The 18,482-nt window shown below is 34.6% G+C and carries 16 protein-coding genes; all 16 read right to left on the minus strand.

Annotation, left to right across the window (positions count from 1 at the left end):
* Positions 1 to 2: 2 nt before the first annotated feature.
* Positions 3 to 1,466, minus strand: a complete 1,464-nt coding sequence (locus PaeCFBP13512_RS02880; RefSeq protein ID WP_137221012.1) for a class I adenylate-forming enzyme family protein — start codon at positions 1,464 to 1,466, stop codon at positions 3 to 5.
* A 32-nt stretch (positions 1,467 to 1,498) separates the two neighbouring features.
* On the minus strand, positions 1,499 to 2,230 hold the full coding sequence (locus PaeCFBP13512_RS02885) for an SDR family oxidoreductase (RefSeq protein ID WP_137221014.1): 732 nt from the start codon (positions 2,228 to 2,230) through the stop codon (positions 1,499 to 1,501).
* Positions 2,231 to 2,243: 13 nt separating this feature from the next.
* Positions 2,244 to 2,492 (minus strand): phosphopantetheine-binding protein, encoded by a 249-nt coding sequence (locus tag PaeCFBP13512_RS02890; RefSeq protein ID WP_137221016.1) that lies wholly within the window; start codon positions 2,490 to 2,492, stop codon positions 2,244 to 2,246.
* A 33-nt stretch (positions 2,493 to 2,525) separates the two neighbouring features.
* Positions 2,526 to 3,740 carry an AMP-binding protein gene (locus PaeCFBP13512_RS02895; RefSeq protein WP_137221018.1) on the minus strand — a complete coding sequence of 405 codons (1,215 nt, stop codon included), beginning with the start codon at positions 3,738 to 3,740 and terminating at the stop codon, positions 2,526 to 2,528.
* Positions 3,741 to 3,754: 14 nt separating this feature from the next.
* Complete coding sequence (locus tag PaeCFBP13512_RS02900; protein WP_137221021.1) at positions 3,755 to 4,888, minus strand: amino acid--tRNA ligase-related protein; 1,134 nt, start codon at positions 4,886 to 4,888, stop codon at positions 3,755 to 3,757.
* Positions 4,889 to 4,966: 78 nt separating this feature from the next.
* The gene (locus PaeCFBP13512_RS02905; RefSeq protein WP_137221023.1) at positions 4,967 to 5,818 is read right to left on the minus strand and encodes a phytanoyl-CoA dioxygenase family protein; all 852 of its coding nucleotides are present in this window, start codon (positions 5,816 to 5,818) and stop codon (positions 4,967 to 4,969) included.
* A gap of 25 nt (positions 5,819 to 5,843) precedes the next feature.
* Positions 5,844 to 6,800: an aldo/keto reductase gene (locus PaeCFBP13512_RS02910; protein ID WP_137221025.1), complete on the minus strand. Its 957-nt coding sequence runs from the start codon at positions 6,798 to 6,800 to the stop codon at positions 5,844 to 5,846.
* Between the two features lie 17 nt (positions 6,801 to 6,817).
* On the minus strand, positions 6,818 to 7,906 hold the full coding sequence (locus tag PaeCFBP13512_RS02915) for a phosphotransferase (RefSeq protein WP_137221027.1): 1,089 nt from the start codon (positions 7,904 to 7,906) through the stop codon (positions 6,818 to 6,820).
* A 21-nt stretch (positions 7,907 to 7,927) separates the two neighbouring features.
* Positions 7,928 to 8,689, minus strand: a complete 762-nt coding sequence (locus tag PaeCFBP13512_RS02920; protein WP_137221029.1) for a P-loop NTPase — start codon at positions 8,687 to 8,689, stop codon at positions 7,928 to 7,930.
* Between the two features lie 13 nt (positions 8,690 to 8,702).
* Positions 8,703 to 8,951, minus strand: coding sequence for a phosphopantetheine-binding protein (locus PaeCFBP13512_RS02925; RefSeq protein ID WP_137221031.1), 249 nt, complete (start codon positions 8,949 to 8,951; stop codon positions 8,703 to 8,705).
* Between the two features lie 16 nt (positions 8,952 to 8,967).
* Positions 8,968 to 10,194: a decarboxylase gene (locus PaeCFBP13512_RS02930; RefSeq protein ID WP_137221033.1), complete on the minus strand. Its 1,227-nt coding sequence runs from the start codon at positions 10,192 to 10,194 to the stop codon at positions 8,968 to 8,970.
* The gene (locus PaeCFBP13512_RS02935; RefSeq protein ID WP_137221035.1) at positions 10,191 to 11,678 is read right to left on the minus strand and encodes a class I adenylate-forming enzyme family protein; all 1,488 of its coding nucleotides are present in this window, start codon (positions 11,676 to 11,678) and stop codon (positions 10,191 to 10,193) included. The genes PaeCFBP13512_RS02930 and PaeCFBP13512_RS02935 overlap by 4 nt, the downstream gene beginning before the upstream one ends.
* Positions 11,679 to 11,789: 111 nt before the next feature.
* Positions 11,790 to 12,038 (minus strand): acyl carrier protein, encoded by a 249-nt coding sequence (locus PaeCFBP13512_RS02940; RefSeq protein ID WP_137221037.1) that lies wholly within the window; start codon positions 12,036 to 12,038, stop codon positions 11,790 to 11,792.
* Positions 12,039 to 12,042: 4 nt separating this feature from the next.
* Complete coding sequence (locus tag PaeCFBP13512_RS02945) at positions 12,043 to 12,819, minus strand: helix-turn-helix domain-containing protein (RefSeq protein WP_137221039.1); 777 nt, start codon at positions 12,817 to 12,819, stop codon at positions 12,043 to 12,045.
* A gap of 1,250 nt (positions 12,820 to 14,069) precedes the next feature.
* Positions 14,070 to 15,002, minus strand: coding sequence for an alpha/beta hydrolase (locus PaeCFBP13512_RS02950; protein ID WP_137221041.1), 933 nt, complete (start codon positions 15,000 to 15,002; stop codon positions 14,070 to 14,072).
* A 162-nt stretch (positions 15,003 to 15,164) separates the two neighbouring features.
* Positions 15,165 to 18,290, minus strand: a complete 3,126-nt coding sequence (locus tag PaeCFBP13512_RS02955; protein WP_137221043.1) for a beta-galactosidase — start codon at positions 18,288 to 18,290, stop codon at positions 15,165 to 15,167.
* Positions 18,291 to 18,482 lie beyond the last annotated feature (192 nt).

An 18,482-nucleotide genomic window follows, 5' to 3' on the forward strand; every position in this document is an offset into this window, starting at 1 on the left:
TCTTATGATCGTCGAATTTTCCCATTAGGTGTTTTAGGCAGTGTTGAGACTATCTTCACTTTTTTAGGGACTTTATAAGCTGATAATTGCAAACGACAAAATTGTAAAATTTCATTTTCTTTAACGCTGTTTAAATGGCTAGGAACAATATAGGCCACTAAAATCTCTCCTAGGAAGTGATCTGCCTCTCCTTTTACAATCACTTGTTCAACTGGGAAATGATCCATAATTAATCTCTCTATCTCTTCTGGATGTACCTGCTTACCTCCAGTTTTAATGATCGATTTTTTTCTGCCTGTAATCCATAAATTATTTTCCTCATCCAGGTAACCCTGATCTCCTGTTTTCAGCCATCCATTTAATAAAACTTTAGAGGTTTCTAACTCATTCTTATAGTATCCTTTCATAACACTAAGACTACTTATCCAAATATCGCCTTGCTCTAACGGTTTTAATGTTTCATCATTTTCATTTTTGATAATTATGTGTACTCCCCTAATCGGTTTCCCTACATTAGCAGGGTAATATACTTCTTGAATAACTTTAGTTGTTATTCTAGGACCTGCCTCTGTTTGTCCATAGGTTTGCACCATAGACACTTGTTGAGGAAGTTTTCGTCTTACTCCTTCTAGTATTTTGGAAGTAAGTTGTCCTCCTCCAAAACATATATAGCGTAAGTAAGGCAATTGCTTATAATCTGATTTCAACATACTTATAGCCTGTAACATTGTAGGCACTGTTGTAACTACAGTGATTTTTTGATCCCGAATTATTTTCATAAATGAAGAAGGTAAAAACAACCCTTTCATGATAACTAATTGTCCACCTAGATACAGGTGACTTAGAAACTGAGATGTATTACAGTAACCAAAAGGTAATGGTAATGTTATAAGTACCCTATCCTCTTTAGACAAGTTCAGAGACTCGCAATGCGCTTGTATATTAGTGAGCAAATTATAATGAGTAAGTTGAACAATTTTGGGATTCCCAGTTGTTCCTGAAGTTTGCAACATCAAAGCTACTTCATTTTTATTACGCGGTCTATAAACTGGAACTATATCTATTCCATGTATTTGATTTTCTTCTAAATATAAAATAGCGATATCTAAGTCATTAAACTCTGATTTCATCTCAGTTGTTGTAATGAGAAGAGTGGCATTAGCAGCATAAAAAGCTTGCACAATTTCTACTTTTGAGCTCGCAGAATAAAGAGGCATAACGACAGCACCAAGTAATGTTATGGAGAAATAAGCTTGTATATATAATAAAGAATTTGGTAAACAAATCAACACTACATCGCCGGATTCAACTTTTTCTTTTATCTTCTGTTGCAAACTAGCTGTTTTGCACAATAATTGCTTATATGTCAATTTTTCATTTTCGAATGTTAAGGCGATATGATTTGGATTCTGATCTGCCTGACGTAAAAGTATCTCGCCAATGCATTCACATTCTATCTGTATCATCTTACCGCTTTCCTTTCTAACTTAGATTTCTTTTAGCCTCTACTATCTAATTGAAAAATTTGTCCGCTAACATTAGTAATATTTTGAGACAGCAAATATAGTATAAAATTCACAGTTTCTTCAGGTATAGAAATTTTTGATAGAAGACTTTCATCAATAGCTTTTTGATATTTTGCAGGTTGATATCGATTTAAATTGCTTAGCATAAAACCTGGACAAACCGCATTTACAGAAATACCATAAGGGCCCAATTCTCGAGCCATAGATTTCGTTAAAGCATTAAGTCCTGCTTTGGATGCAGCATAATTGCTCTGTTGAGCGCTCCCAACTATCCCTTGATAAGAAGATACGTGAACGATTTTACCATTACCTTGTTCTTTCATCCTTTGACTAACTTTTTGCGACACTAAAAATGCACCATCTAAATTAACCTGCATAACTTTTTTCCATTGGATGTAACTCATTTGGTTGAACTCTGCATCTTGAACAATACCCGCATTGTATACAAGCCCATCTATCGATCCTAAACTGTCTAATAGTAACTGTAGTGATTGATCCAAACTATCTGTATCAGTAACATCAAGTTGACTAACATATAAACGATTAGTTAAGAACAGCTGATCATTATTTCGTTGAATAGGAGTGGTATTATACGTAGCAGCAACTATAGCTCCTTCTTGTAACATTCCTTCAAGAAGAGACCTACCAAGTGTACCTGTCCCTCCAATAAGAAGTAGCTTCATTCCCTTTAGAGAGATCTGCATAATTTTTCATCCTTTAGGCTTTCTTTAAATTAACAAAATCCGTTAAAATTTTAACATTTTCAAACAACTTTGGTTCAAGCTCATCATCTTCAATAGTAATTTGAAATTCATCTTCTAGTTTAATAATTAATTGAAGAATCATAATAGAATCGAATTGTAGATCATCTACTAGATTTTCTTCTCCAGAGAAAATATAATCTTTCTCAATTCGATCTTCTAATTCTTCTTTAACTAATCTACATACCACTTCATAATATGACATTTTCTCACCCTCAGATATAAAATTAGACTGCTTTTATCTTTTAGATTGATACGGAATAAAGTAATCAAATTTCGGCCCTTCTATCTCTATCTTTCCTTGATGGATGAATGTTATATCCATATCATGAGGTAGTTTACTTTGTAGTTCTTGTTTCAAAAGTAACTCTGCTTCTTCTACTAATCCGATACCTGGCACAAGAAGAAACAAAAACTTTTTTTCATCTGTTTGTGTAACTCGAAATTGACGGATAGCATCTGGAAACAAACGATTAACTTTGGTAACTGCATAATGAAATAAAATTGGATTAGATATCCAATTGCCTGATTGGATATATTGTGTTGATCTCCCACCAGTTATTTCTATGATAGGATGTACCGATCCACATTTGCATTTATTTCCGATCAATCTACCAATATCGCCTGTATCATAACGTATTAAAGGCCAAACACGATTAGATAAATCTGTAATAACCACATTCCCAAAACCCTCTTTATTTGGTTTGATAATCTCTACATACATTTGTTCGGTCGCTAAGTGAAGATTTCCATAATTACAACTCATTGCAATACACCAGAACTCTCTGGAACCATAATGATTATAAATAATAGATCCAAAAACTTTTTCGATGGTCTCTTTCTGATATTCAAATAACATTTCTCCATTAATTTCAATATATTTAATTGGAAGTTCACTTGGGTCTAGTTTCCGCTCTAATATATGATTTGCAAATAGATAAAGTGCAGTGGATACTGATAATATCCACTGCGGACGATATTTTAATAAGGCTTCATAATAGTCATCTAGCCGTTTTGGTGACATATCTAGCATAGACAGGTACATTACTTTATTATTAATAGCTACTGAATCGGTTGATAAATCTTCTTCATTAAAAGCATAAAACATAGCATATAAATCCTTAGGTCCAACTTCTCGATGCTTAGTGCGAAGCCCCCATAAGAGCTTCGCTTTTTTCCATTTTTCTTCATGTGATTTATAACATTTGAGGGGTTGACCAGTAGAACCACTAGTATACTCAATATAAAGCTTAGTCATTTGATTGGTAAGTAATGACTCTTCTTTACCGATGATCTCATACTTCTTTAGTATTGGAATTTCTTCAAACACTGACTGATTCCAATTAGTGTCTGAAATTTCTTTTAATCTCTCTTTATAAAATGGAGATTGACCAGCAGCGTGCTTCATAAATTCGAGTAAATTAATTTGAATATCATCCCATCTATTTTTCATTAATCTTCCCCACCTTAAGGTTTCAAAGTCACATTGGTTCTTGGGAATTGAACAGCACTCCAAATATAGGGCATCTCCAATAAACCATGAATAACTCTTTCCCAACCAACTCCAAAACCTGATGTTTCTCTATAATTTTCTAATGTTCTAGATTGGAGATAACATGCATAATCATCCTCAGGTAAATTAAACACTTCGGCCTTTTCTCGCAATTGGTCAAGAGTACCTACTCGTTGTCCGCTACCTATTGTCTCTCTATATCCTGGCCAAATATAATCAGTATTATTTGCCACCCTTCTTTCTCTTCCTTTTAATTCAGCATGGTAAAATGGAACTTCCAGTAAAGGGAACTCACTGATTGCTAAAAAACCACCATATATTTCAGTTAGCCGTACTTCTTCCCATGAACCGAAATTTTCAAGTGTAAATTTATTGTAAATGTCATCTTTTGTATCTTCATGTAACGTTTTTAAAGCCTCTTCAAATGTTAATTCAGTTATTTTTTTACTACGACTTATCTCATCTAACTGAATCAGTCGTTCTTGAGAAAGGAAAATACTTAAATCAGCCTCATTATATTTAAGCAAATCCTGAATCACTCTAAATAAAAAGTTAGTAATAATGTCTTTATTGACTGCTTGGTTTACTGCACCTTCATATTCTATATGATGAAATTCAGAGAGATGAGAAGCATCTACATTTTCTTTTCTAAACGAGTTGTAAATAGAATAGACATGGTCTACTTGATGTTGAAGAACAGATAATTCAAGATAAATTTGAGATGATTCAGATAAAAATGCTTTGTTTGGTAAGTCAAACCATTCTAAAGAAATAGGGCATACATCCGTTGTATAGCTAATAGCTTCGCGTCCATATACAGCTCCTGGTGAAGAAATCATTCTTGTAGTCATAGGTAACAGTGTAAATAACGCTTTCATTTCTCCAAAAAAAAGATTACTCGACATGTTGATTTGATGATTGATTCTAGCAATTGCTCCCCAATATTTTTCACTGCTAAAACTGAGGACACGCTTTTCAGCTTCTTCTAATGTATATGTTCCTGCCTGAACATTATCTAATTCCCCAAAAATATTATTACCGCGGTATCCAAGAGTCTTATCTTTCTTAGTAAAATAGGGTCCCAACATAAATCATCTCTCCTCTATTATTAATTCGTTGTTATATGATCTTTTTCAACTTTATTATGGATAATAAAATCACTTAAACTATTTAGTTGATCCTGCAATATAACTTTCTCTTTCCTTTTTGCTTCTGACTTTACGTAACATGTCAACAGGCGATAATGGATGTGCTTCATCCCATGATACTAAGTTAGACATTAATTCTCGAACTACGGGATGCATTTCATTTAAATAATCTGTTTCCTTCATTTCTGCATAAGAGGTATGACCTCCATACATCTCATCTTTCCTTTGTACACTATAATGTAATGTTCTTCTATAATCCTTGGTTGTGCCCTCCCCTCTATGGAGTGTATGGGCATTCATAAGTAAAATATCTCCTGGATGACAAGATACTCGAACTTGATTGGGTAATCGATTGGTATGATTAGCTTCTACTTCCTTTCTTTCTTGATCAGTAAGTGGCCTTCGATGTGAACCTGGTATAGCGATAAAACAGGAATCAGAATATAAAGGTATATTAAATTGAATATGATTAGGGCTTCCTTCGAAATGGTAAAGTTCATTATCACCATAATCACGATGCCATCGCAAACGGTAATCCACTTTCTCTGGTGACCACAGTGCGTGAGCTCCCCAAAATCTTAAATCTCCTCCCAACAATTGTTTTAAAATTTTTATCAATTGTACATTTCCAAAAACTTCTCCAAAGGCTGGATTATATAAGTCTGGTTTAAAAATATCATTTACACCCCATGTATCATAATCATTCTCATTTTTAAAAGTGTATCGTGTTGTATATTTTAATGGATTATTTCTTACTTTCCCCACTAATTCTTCCATTGCATACTTCAATTGATTAATCTCATCTGTTGTAAACATCTCTTTAATAACAACAAAGCCATTATTTATAAATTGCGATTTTAAACTCATCATACGCTCGCCTCCTTTCGCTAGTTTATTAAGGAACTGCAATCCAGTCTTTTTCTGATTTCTCCTCCCATATCTCACGAATATACTTGTATTCTTCAGCTGTGATTTTTCCTTTTTTCGCTATATTATAGTTATCTATCCATCTTGTTGGTTTAGTGGTACCTATCAGCGCAGTATGTACTCCAGGAATTGATAACACAAACCTCAAAGCATATTCCAATGCATCAGAGTTATCTCTGCAAAAAGAATAATTCATTTTTTGTAATCGTTCATCATAAGTGACTTTGGCTGGCTTGGTTAGAGATTCTATATTTTTACCCATTCTTTTCCACATATTCAATTGACGGTCAAAATGCTTTACATGTTCTCCAAGCTTCATCCATGCTGCATTTGCCAAAGATCGCTTTACAATGACACCTAGTTGATGTTCTTGAGCCAAAGGCATGATGTTATCAATGGCAGCTTGATCAGCAATATTTATTGTCAATTGTAATGTGTCAAAACATTCCATTTTCATGGCATATTTCGCTTGTTCTCCATCGCCACTATATCCTATATATCTTACTTTTCCAGTAGCTTGAATCTCTTGAATTTTTTGAATCACTTCGCCGCGTTGTAAAATCTCTTCAGAACAACCATGTAATTGCAAAACATCAAGATAATCAGTACCTAGTCTGCTAAGACTTCTATCGACACTTTTTTCAAGCCACTTTGGGTCCCAATCATAAAATTGATCCTCATCAGAATGACCACATTTCGTAAACAAATAGAATTCGTTTCTTCTTGAGGAAACAGCTTTACCAATAAGTTCTTCGCTATTTGGATAGCATTCAGCTGTATCAATAACATTAAGACCACTATCAAGTGCATTATGAAGTAACTCGCTAACCGTTTCTTCACTAACCTGCTCATAACCGATTTGTGATCCTCCAAATCCTATTACACCTACCTGCATATCTGTTTTTCCAAGGAATCTTTTTTCCAATTTTCTTCCTCCTTTCTCTAGTTTCCTAACTTAATTTGCCGTAAATAATTTTGTGACAACTTTAAATTTTTCATAACAACTTGTATATGGTCACTTGCTGAACTAATAGGCCAATCTCCTCGAATTAATCCTAAGCTTGCTAATCTAATACCAGCTGTAGCAATCAATAAAGGAAGCACTTCGCGTTCCTCCAAAGCCAATCCGTGAGTTTCTGTATAACCATTAAGAAACTGTTCAAAATTTGAAAATTCCAATTCATTTATAGATGCCAATCTTGAGCTATTCTCTCTATACGTTACACCAGCAAATGTGAGTAATCCTTCAGCAACATCTACAAGAGGATCAGCTATACATGCATTATCAAAATCAATCAGTCCTGATACAGACCCTTTGTTAGAAAAAATAAAATTCATAGGATTTAAGTCTCCATGTATTATGGATTCCTGTTTTCCGCTGATCTGACCATGTTGTGTAGACCATTGATCTATTAACTTTCTACAAGCACGAACAAAATTTTGTATTTCTTCTTGATCTTCTTTTTTCATCTCGCTACGTTTCTTTATGAATTTTTTTAATAGGAGTACTAAAACATTTTTAGCAGATTCATAAGGAGAATATTGCGGTATTGCTAAAATGTTAAGTCTAAAAACAGACGCTGCTTTGATTTCAAAGTCCCTTAATTCCTTGCCAGCAGCGTATATTTGCTCAGAATAGTTTTTATACATATTACTGTTAAGTATGTACTTCTGAAGGTACAATATCTTATTAGTATCTATATGTACAAATAACTTTTTGCTTGTAGTTAAAATTACTTCCGGCACTTTAATACCCTTGACCGATAATTCATATTGAAGTTGTATAATGCTTTTAGCATATTCAATAGATTCTACATACCATGGAACTTCTTTCATAAAATAAAGAGATCCATCTTGACTTTCTATAAGAGCTCTTCTAGATGTTTCTGAAACACGATTTATCGGAACAGCAGTACCATTCATATTAAGATAGGGATACGTTATATAATCATCAATTCCATATTCCTTTAATGTTTGGGATAGAATTGATTCTGGAATAAACCCTCTGTCAAGATCTAATGGTTTAAGCAAATTATCCTTCTCCTTTGGCTATTAATTAACTCTCCATGTACTAATCTTTTTCATTAATAGAGATAATAGCTCATTCCCGAATTCAGCCATACGTTTACTAAGTGGATGGTCGGGATATGCAAGCACAAATGGAATTCCTGCATTATTTTTTGTACTGATGCCTGGTATAATAGGTAACTTATCTAATATATCGAGTTTATTAGGATCTGCTAAATTACTTTTGGTATCTCCTGAAAATATAGAATTAGAATGCCCACAACATTCACACTCAAAATGAGCCATATTTTCGACGATTCCAAGTATAGGCACTTCCATTCTTCGTAATAAATTAATTCCTTTTTGAGTATCCACAAAACTTACTGTTTGAGGAGTAGTAACTAATAAGCAATGTCCTTTTAAAAGATTAAATAATTGATAGTGTACATCTGAAGTCCCCGGTGGCATGTCAATAATTAATAAATCTACTTCCCATTCAGCTTTTGAGAGCAACTGATAAAGGGCCCCTTCTAAATACTTACTAGGTAAAGATATATTGAGATTATTGTTTTTGAGTAATCCAAGAGAAGAAATACTCACTCCTGCATAATCTCCAGGCTGTATACCTAACCCTTTAGCAACCATAGGTGAATTTTCAATTTGGGATACCATAGTTGGTATACTAGGCCCTTCAAAGTCTGCATCTAATAAACCTACTTTTATATGTGGAAGAGAGTAAGTCAAATTTACAGCTAAAGTAGATTTTCCTACCCCACCTTTTCCGCTATAAATAAATAATACGTCCATTACACCCTCCTTATTAAGATATCCGAGAATTTTTCAACGTATCAATCATAATTACAATGCTATTCATAGAAGCAAAAGTATCATTAATCATATATTCATCAGGTATAGTTATCTCAAACTCTTCTTCTAATTCGAGTAATAAATCTATCGCTTTCATTGAATCAAGACCTGCACTTTTAAGATCAGAATTCTTCTCAATATCTCGATGTATTTTTTGTTTCAATAAAGCAGCTACTTGAGCTTCAATTTGTTCAGTATTCATAATTGTCTACTCTCCTTTATTCTGATATAACTTTCCGATTTAAAAACAACTGAGATGCGTGCATAACCTCTCCTTTATCAATAATCAATTCAATTGGCATGTCTCTACTCAAAAATCCAATTAAACTCGCCGTTATCCCATAAGCTCCTACATTTGGAATATATACTTGATCTTCTAACTCTAAAGAGGGCACGCTTCCTTTTTTGTTAAAAAAATCAAGTGGCGTACAAAGAGGCCCTACAATTTGAACCGACATAGCGTTCACATTAGTTTTCTCTACTACAGGTAAGATGTCGTACTTAACGCGAGGAATACGACCAAGACCTGCCATTCCTCCCAAATGATTAATGCCACTATCAAGAATAATAAAATGATTTCCTTTGCTCTCTTTCATATCTATCACTGTACTCACTAAAGCTCCACTTGCAGCAGTCAGATACCTACCTGACTCAAAAGCCACTTCAGGTTCTCCATTTCTCCAGTTGGCAATATGTTCATCTAGAGCAGTTTCTAATATAGTCTTCAACTCTTTGAAATCTGGAGCACTGCCATTAATAGCATATGGATGTCCAAAACCTCCTCCTAAATCTATAAATTTAAGTGGAATACCCAGTTTCTTTGACAATTTTGCAATAACTTGAATAGAAGATAGAAATGACTTGGAGAGTACCCCAATATCGAGAGTATTAGTACCATTAAATATATGGAATCCTACAATTTGAACTTGATTAGTTTGTTGGAGTTCGTTTAACTCTCTTAAAATAATTTCTTCATCCATTCCAAACTGGGAAGAAGTTCCTGTCATAAATAATCCTGCATCTGTCAAACCTTCCTTTGGATTTATTCGTATAATTACTTGAATTGTTGGACTATCAGAGGTCAGGAGTGATTGTAACGTTCTCAATTCATTCAAAGATTCTATTGAGAACCATCTTACTCCTATTTCTATAGCCGTTTTCAATTCTGTAGAGTTCTTTCCAGGTCCTGTATATAAAACACCTTCTATATCTCCACCTGCTTCTAAAACAGAATTCAACTCACCAAGTGACGACACTTCTGCCCTACAACCCAGATCAATTAATTGCTTAACAACCAAAGGGTGCGGATTAGCCTTCAAAGAATAAAATAATATGGAAGATTCAGGTAACGACTGTTTTAAACGACGATACGACTGACGTAAAATCCCCAAATCATATATATATAGCGGACTACCATATTTTTTACGCAGTTCTTTAAGGTTCAAATTTCTCCCTCCTTTGTAATTTCCATTTGTAATTTATTTTTATCTATTTTTCCATTAATTGTAAAAGGTAGGTCATTTTTAATATATATATATTCAGGTATTTTATAATCTTCTAAACGTACTTTTAATTCTTCTCGTATATTTTCCGAATTAAGTATTGAACTTACTACTAGACTGGGTATCTTAGCAGTCCCTACTAGAATAAGCACTGCTTGTTCAACACCACTAATATCAATAGCAGCAAGCTCTATTTCTGTAGGACTTATTCGAAATCCATTTTGTTTATACATATCATCCTTTCTTGCATAAAAATATAGAAAACCCTCATTATCCATCCAAAAATAGTCGCCGGTACATAGACTACGTGTAGCAGTGTTCATATTTTGAAAAACTTGGTTTGTTCGCTTTTGATCGTTCCAATATCCCATCATCACATGAGGACCATGAACAATTAATTCTCCTACTTGATAAGGCGGTAACTCAATTCCTTTTTCATCGACGATAGTGCAGTGTGTACCCGGCAACGGCCTTCCGACTGAATGCGGTTTCACATCTAAATATTCAGGTTGAAGAATAGAAACTCGCTTACATTCTGTCAGTCCGTACATTAAATATAAATTTGCGTTTGGGAAAGAAATTTTAAATTTTTGTATATATATTTCTGGGAACGTAGCTCCAGTGTTGGTAATAAGACGCACTTTTGGTAATTGCAACTGCTGCCTATGCATTAATTTAATTAATGCTTCTCCTATACTCGGAACAATTGGCAATACTGTTACATTCCATTGCTTTAATTTACGAACCATAAACGGGCCTATATCTGTTCGCTGACCTAATGCTAAAGTTGCACTTTTATAAAAAGCTAAAAAAATCTGATACATTCCGTAATCAAAAGATAAAGGTAAGAAACTTCCAATCACATCATTTTTTTTGATTTCCAAGCATGTTTGAATACTTTTTAATACGAATATTATATTAGAATAATAAGATATAATTGCTTTTGGTCGTCCGGTACTGCCAGATGTATACAAAAGACATGCAATTTCAGCGACTGAATTATCTTGCTCTTGTGAAAAAACATTTTTCTCAGCATTCTTTATAAAATCTTCCAATATTACATAAAGTCCAAGATCAGATGACAAATTCATTTTTTTAAAAAAATTACTATTTGTTAATAAATAAGAAGCTTGTGAATCTTTGATAATATAGTCTAATTGATACTTAGTCATGCTTTCATGCAACAGAATAAAGGTGAGACCTAATTTGGATGCTGCAAAAATAGATGTGACAAGAAATTTACAATGAGGCAAAAGTAAAATAATACGATCACCTGCACGAGCACCACAAGTCTGCATATACGCCGCTATCTGGTCTCTTTCTTCAACTAATTGCTTATAAGTGAAATTGCCTTCGTTAGTAATTAATGCTGCTTTGTATGGATCTCTTTCTGCTGAATTTTCTAACAATGTACATAATCTTTTCAATTTAGACCCTCATTTCAAAAAGTCTTATTCAAGCTTAAATAGCTTTGTATGGTAAGATTATTTTTATACTAACCCATTAACTTTTATTTTTAAGCATAGTCAAAGATGAAACTATATTTTCTCTGCTGTTTTCAATTCAATTTTTTTTAATGTGGAAAAATTTTCATAAATAAGATCATCATCATCGAATGTAATTTTAAATTCTTCTTCTAAGGCAACAATTAACTTAATATATTTTATTGAGTTAAACCCAATGCTGTCTAATTTTTGATGATTAGAAATTTCTAATCTATATCCGAGGATACTTTGTATAATTTGAACAATTTTATTCGTAATCATTAGATTACAATTTTGATTCATTTGTTTATTTCTCCTCTTTCTTTATGTATAGTTCTCTTCGGAAGTCTCTTGGAGACACACCATAATACTTTTTATAATAATTAGAAAATTGAGAGTTTGAAATATATCCAACATGTCTAGAAATCTCATTAATCGTTAGAGTAGTTTCTACTAACAACTCTTGTCCCTTTCGCATTCGAACCTTTTGAAGGTGTTTAATGGGGGAACAGCCGAATACTTTTTTATAAGTATTACTTAAATAGACAGCGTTACAATTAATTCTAGTTGCCATATCTTCTAACGTAAGTGGATCAGAATATTGAGTTCTTATCATGCGATTAATAATAATTAATCTACTGTCAATTTTACTTTCAAGCTTCATTACGTTTTGCTCTAAACTTAAACGATGATTGAGAAAATTCGAAATTCGAAGCGATAATTGGTGAATTTTGTAATTTTCATAAAAAGGTTGATTAACTACTTTTTTCAAAAAATTCATAAATGTACTTATGCCTTCATCGTTTTCTAAAAATATTCTCGGAGAGATCATTCGAAAGTTATTAGAACACTCTAATATCAAGATATTTAACATGACAGGTGCTAACGAGCGATTTAATAAGCTAATATTGTTTCCTACAAACAGACTGTCAGATGAAAGTATATACTTTTTATCATAAAAAGATACTTCAAAATTATCTTTTGCGAACGCTATCAAAATTTTATTTGATTCACTACAAAACTCTTCACAGTATCCTGGAGCAATTAGCATATCAGAAATTATACTTTTTAAATTCCAATTCATTAAAACCTCACTCCAATTTAAAAATTGAATGATATTAAATGATAATGTATTAAATTATAGATAATCTTGAGTTAGGAATCAACAAAATTATACAAATATGTGAAATTAGATATAATATATACAATTTAACTTTTTGAAATCAAAACATAAAGTTCTTTAATAATTTTTCTATTCAGTTTTATTATTCATATATTTTCTCAGTACCACGATTCGTTTTGAAACGATTCTTCTGTTGACTTTCATAAGACATTTGCGTGACCGATCGATTATTTGTAAAGCGAGAGCTTGTTCGAGTTCCGTATCGATGACTTGAGCAAATCATATCCTTTGGAAAAAATTCTCATCTAAGGGCATGTTCATTAGAATTTCGCTATTAGGTGGAATATGGATCAATGAAATACAATTCTGCACCATCCAGACCTTCCACCGCTTTGTGACAAGCAAACGTACAAAGCCTTTGGATTTACTTAATTTGCTCAGGTGAATATATCTTTTCAAGATCAGACTAGATTTTCTAGGCCAGCTACGGATTCCACTTTCTATGCAGTTTAGAAGTTTAAGTTTTGGATATATGTATTTTGAGTCTTCAGCTTACTACTCTAACTGACTTTTATAACCTCTGTTCCATCTTCCAAATCCTTGCTTCTAGATTGCTCAAAAATTCTAGTTTACTATGTTCAATTATACTAAAATGGTGTGATTTATGGCGAGTTCCTATTGTAGGAGTAGTATAGCAACTGTCTCCTAAAGGAATATAGATATAGACTTCTTTTACATTCAGTTCGAGGTGTTGTACTTCATTGTAAAATTTGTTTTAGGTTAATTCTTTTATTCATGATATATGCTAAAAGAAATTTTTTCAGGGAGCTTGGAAGTAATCTTATAAAAAAGCTATTTAGTGGTAATATCCTCTTATATTTATTCTATTATCTATGTTGAATATACAGTTTAACATTTCTTCTATAGCTGCATATTAGATATGCCACTCATATGAGAGTTAATTTCATTCATTATCAAAAATAAAAAATTTTTCATGTGATTATTGATAACAATTCTAATGATAAAAATGTAGTTCATGTTTCTATTTTATTCAAAATTATTCATCCTTCTTAATAAGCACTGCTTTTGTGTTTTAAATTGAATTCATTTTTCAACATACTATGCGTTGTTACTCGTAATAATATTAATTTCATTGATATATATGTAAAAGCTGAACGATGTCATTCAATCCGATCGTTCGACTTTTTTGATTATTTTGTGCTATCGATAAAGCTTTTCAAATCATCTGCCATGACTTTGGATTGAGTGTAATGCAGATAATGAGTACCATCTAATAGAACGATTTTGCCATGTAGTGAATTTTTGATTTGTTCTTCGTGCTGAGTTGTCCAGTTTTTAATATCAGGATCATCTTTGACTAGAAAGAAAATCACAGGTAGATTTTTAGGGAATTGTAAGCCTTGTACAGCTTTGAAATTCGTCGGCAATAACTGTGCTTCACTCACAATATCTGGATTCATCATATTTTTGAGTGTAATCATTTTGATCTGTTCTTTGGTTGCCTCATCTACATCAGGTGTCATAATCTGACTCGGATTAAGCTTGACTAGCAAGCGGTAAAAGCCTGATTTTTTCAGGATGCTTATCGATTCGGTATCCATCACTTCTGTCGGCTGTGTAGGGAAGCTTGTATCTATACCTGCAAAAGCAGTCACTTCATTAGGATATTTATTCACATAATCTAATCCATAAATACCTGAGATCGAGTGACCCATCAGAATGTATTTATTGATCTTCAATTGTTGCAAAGCTTCATGAATCTCATTCGTAATATTGTCGACTGTACGAGGTTTATCGGTGACATCACTTAATCCATAACCAAATGGTTCAACAACAACGACTTTGTAATGCGGTGATAGTTGATCAATCAATGGTTTGAAATCTAGAGCTGGCGATGCTGTACCAAAACCGGGAATCAATACAATCGTTTCTTTACCTTCTCCTTGAATCATTACATTCATGTTTTTACCATCTACAGCAACCGATTGTCCGTATGGTTGTATTTTGCTTTGTTCAGACTTACTGGCGAAGACATTAACGGTATACACCGTTCCTAAAAAAATAACGATTAATACAACAACAACTGCAATAGCTTTGAGCATAAACTTGAGTAATCTTTTCATGAATTCATTCCTTTAATATTGACTTGATGAATAAGTAACTTCTTTCAATTATAAAGTATTTTATTTATATAAGCTAACTTCGTGTTATATGAATCCATTCCTATTCAAAAAAGGGATTACCTGTGTAGGTAACCCCTTTGATTCTTGCTATAGTCGTTGTTGCTATTTCACATCAATACTTACTTCTTCTGGACGATAGACGGTGCTAATTGCACCTTCTGTATCGGTAGCAAACATCACTGTACGTTCGGCATCCAATTGGAAGCTGTACATTTTGTGACTGATCGGGTCTTGTACTTGAATTTGAGCATTCGCTCCATACTCGGATACAAAGATATACAGATTACCTTGATCGAAAGACAATTTACGTCCATAGACACCGGATAATTCATCGCCTTGCAACCATTCCAGTTCAGAAGACACTTCTGCTTCTGCTAGCGCATATTCATACAGTGCAATTTGAGTTTCGGTACGATCGCTTAATTCTACAGGCAATGGGCTCCAGATGATTTTACCTTTACCTATCGCTACATTTTTCACCTGAGCAACACCGGTCAGTGGAGCTTGTTTGACCAGTTCAGCAATACGTTTGCCACTAAATGATACCGGTAACACTTCTTCGCCTAACTGTAATGCCTCTTCGCGGCGGACATTTGATAATGGAGCACTCTCTGTCACTTCGCTTAGACGATCTGTAGGCTGCCAGTATTCATCTAATGATAACGGCCCTGTAAATAATAAAGTACTGCCATGCTCTTCTACATAATCGACCAGTTGCTTGAGCGCTGCTGTCTGGAAATTATGAGGACTTGATACAATGATTAATTTCGGCGCATCACCTGTCGTTAATTCATGTAAATGATATTCCCCAAAAGCACGTGCATGTACATTCAGTTCATAGGATAAGGTACGAATCAATTTGGTTGTTGCATCATGTGCTAGTTTGCGATTCGACAAATCATTGGAATATGGGAAAACAACAGCTACTTCTTCCAATTGACGATTTTCAAATAAATCACGAGTTGCATTCATAAAGCGTCCAAAGTCATAAGATACGTCTGCTTCTGGCTTTTCTGTTCCATCTGCTCGTACAGCACCGATATGAGATTCATTGACATTGTGCATATAGAAATTGATATTCCAGATCCACTGCACCGCCCCTGCTCCACCTGTTGAAAAAGCATAGGCATATTTGCGCTCTAAAATATACTTCAATTCATTTTCTGTACGCTTGGCTTTGCCTTCTGGTGTCTCAATATACATAATCCCTGTTTCTTGGATAAGGTTCGGCTTCTGTGGTGTTTTGGTGAAAATACCATCCCACACGAGATCATCCATTTCCCACCAAGAGTGTACTGTCGTATAATCGACAGTCTCTGCATACAACAATGGAGATGGACGTTGCCCTGCTAATCCTTCATCTTGTCCAACCGTCACTAACTGCTTCGGTTGAATACTTTGGATCATACGAGTGAGGTCTGTCGCCCAGCGATTGTGCATATCCATCGTAAACAGATTATAGTCGAGCCAACGAGTTCCTTTTTTCGGATGAATCGAGGTTGGATTATAACTGATATCATCGACATGCACTGGATATACCGCATCAAAATTAGGCAACTCTTCAGGTGTCATATTCCAGCGTTCTTGTACTCGGGTAATATCGCTATCGTAACGCTTTTCTACCCATTCTTTGTAAGCCGCAATCTCAAATTCATCGTACACTGGTTGCGGACCTGAAAATGGACGGTCTGGATTGAACATAGACGGTTCATTGATCAGATCCCAATGAATATTGGATGTATGACGATGACGGGTTACAATCGCTGAGATAAAACGCTTTTGCGCTTCTACACTACGTGGATCAAGATACGGGTTAACCCCTTCCCAAGCTTCCGGTGTAAATGCAAAAAAGTTAAATGTTAGTTCATGCCCGTGCTTTTTACTTGTCAAAATAAACGCATCAATTGCACGCATTACTTCTTCATAGGGATGACCATCGACAAACATCACATGTCGCCAAGCACTCCATACACCTGTACGTAGATAGTTAATCCCTGCATGTTTCATCTGTGCCATATCTTTATCCCACACCGCTGTATTCGGTAAAAATAAGAATTTGCGTGCTACATCCGAAGTCATATACGTCATACCCACAATCGGTAATGGACGACCTTCTTTGCGGAAATAATCACGATCAGCTGTTAACATTTCGCCTTGTGCCAAAAAGTCTGCATCAAATCCCCAGAATCCTTGATGAATGCTACGTACTTCTCCAGATGGTGAAGTGATCGTTCCTTCCAAGCGATAATATCCAGCTTCGATTGTGATCTCAACAGGTAAGCGTACAATATCCAGTTCACGAGAAGCAGCAATCGTTAATTTTTTTGTCCACACGTCTGTAAATTGACCCGATAAATCCTGATTTTCTTTGGCTACTTGTAGATTGAATATCCACTCTCCGCTGATATCTGCACTGGTGGAATGACGTTGTAGCGATTGCAATTGAATCGTTAGAGTTGGACGCTCACCCGGTTCATAACTTGCATAGTTGGGCTTCACCCAGATTTCAGTAACCCCTTTGGCAGCAAATTCGCCCCATTTCGAAATAGCTTCGATTCCTTTTTCCCAGAAGGCTTCACCTGCTAATTGGTTAACAAATATCCATCGTCCACCAGCATAAGCCCCTTTTGTATTTTCAAGCAAAATAGCAGGAGCGGCTACTTCACGTCCGTCTTTGGAGATTCCTTTGAGCAGAGGATAAATATGTGCATCCATCGGTCCACTGGAACCGCCTTGTGCAGGATGGTCATTGGCTTTGGTCACATGAAGAGCAAATCCCCATGTGCTTTGACGCTCAAATAATGATTCTTGTCCTGCAAATAACGGAAAATCTTTGCTTGCTTCATAATGATCAATCGGTGTTACTTCTACCGGTAATACTTCGTTAATATTCAAAATTTGATGATAAGCGGTTTGTTCATTTTCTACTTTCCAGCCATCTAATGTTTCATTGACAGGCTTACGGAAAGGAATACCGCCCATATGTACAAATCCTTTACTCTCATTCAAATGATTATGGATCGCTGTCCATGCTTGTTTGGGAAAGTAACTGCCGTGCAGATGAATAAATAAATCCGCTTGCGTAAGCGCTTTAGAAAGTTCGTTAGCTGTAACCACTGTACCTTGCTTGTGCAGTTCAGTTAGCTGTTGTTCATTCGGTCGTTGTCCATCAAAAGGGAATGCAGGATCATAAAAAATTACCGTATGGAGCTTAGAAATTAATGTCATAATAATCTCCTTCATCATTGATATTGGATTAGGATAAAACTGGATTTGAAAGTTTCGGATAGTGAGATAGACCGCTATGGGAATATGATTGTTCTTATTGTCGCTGAAGTACCTTTCTTACGAAAGCTTGTAACTCTTTCAGAACAATCATATTCTCTTCGCTCTCTGCTCTTACATCCTCATTTCTAAATC

Source organism: Paenibacillus sp. CFBP13512 (genome assembly GCF_005233705.1).
GTDB classification, from domain to species: domain Bacteria; phylum Bacillota; class Bacilli; order Paenibacillales; family Paenibacillaceae; genus Saccharibacillus; species Saccharibacillus nuruki.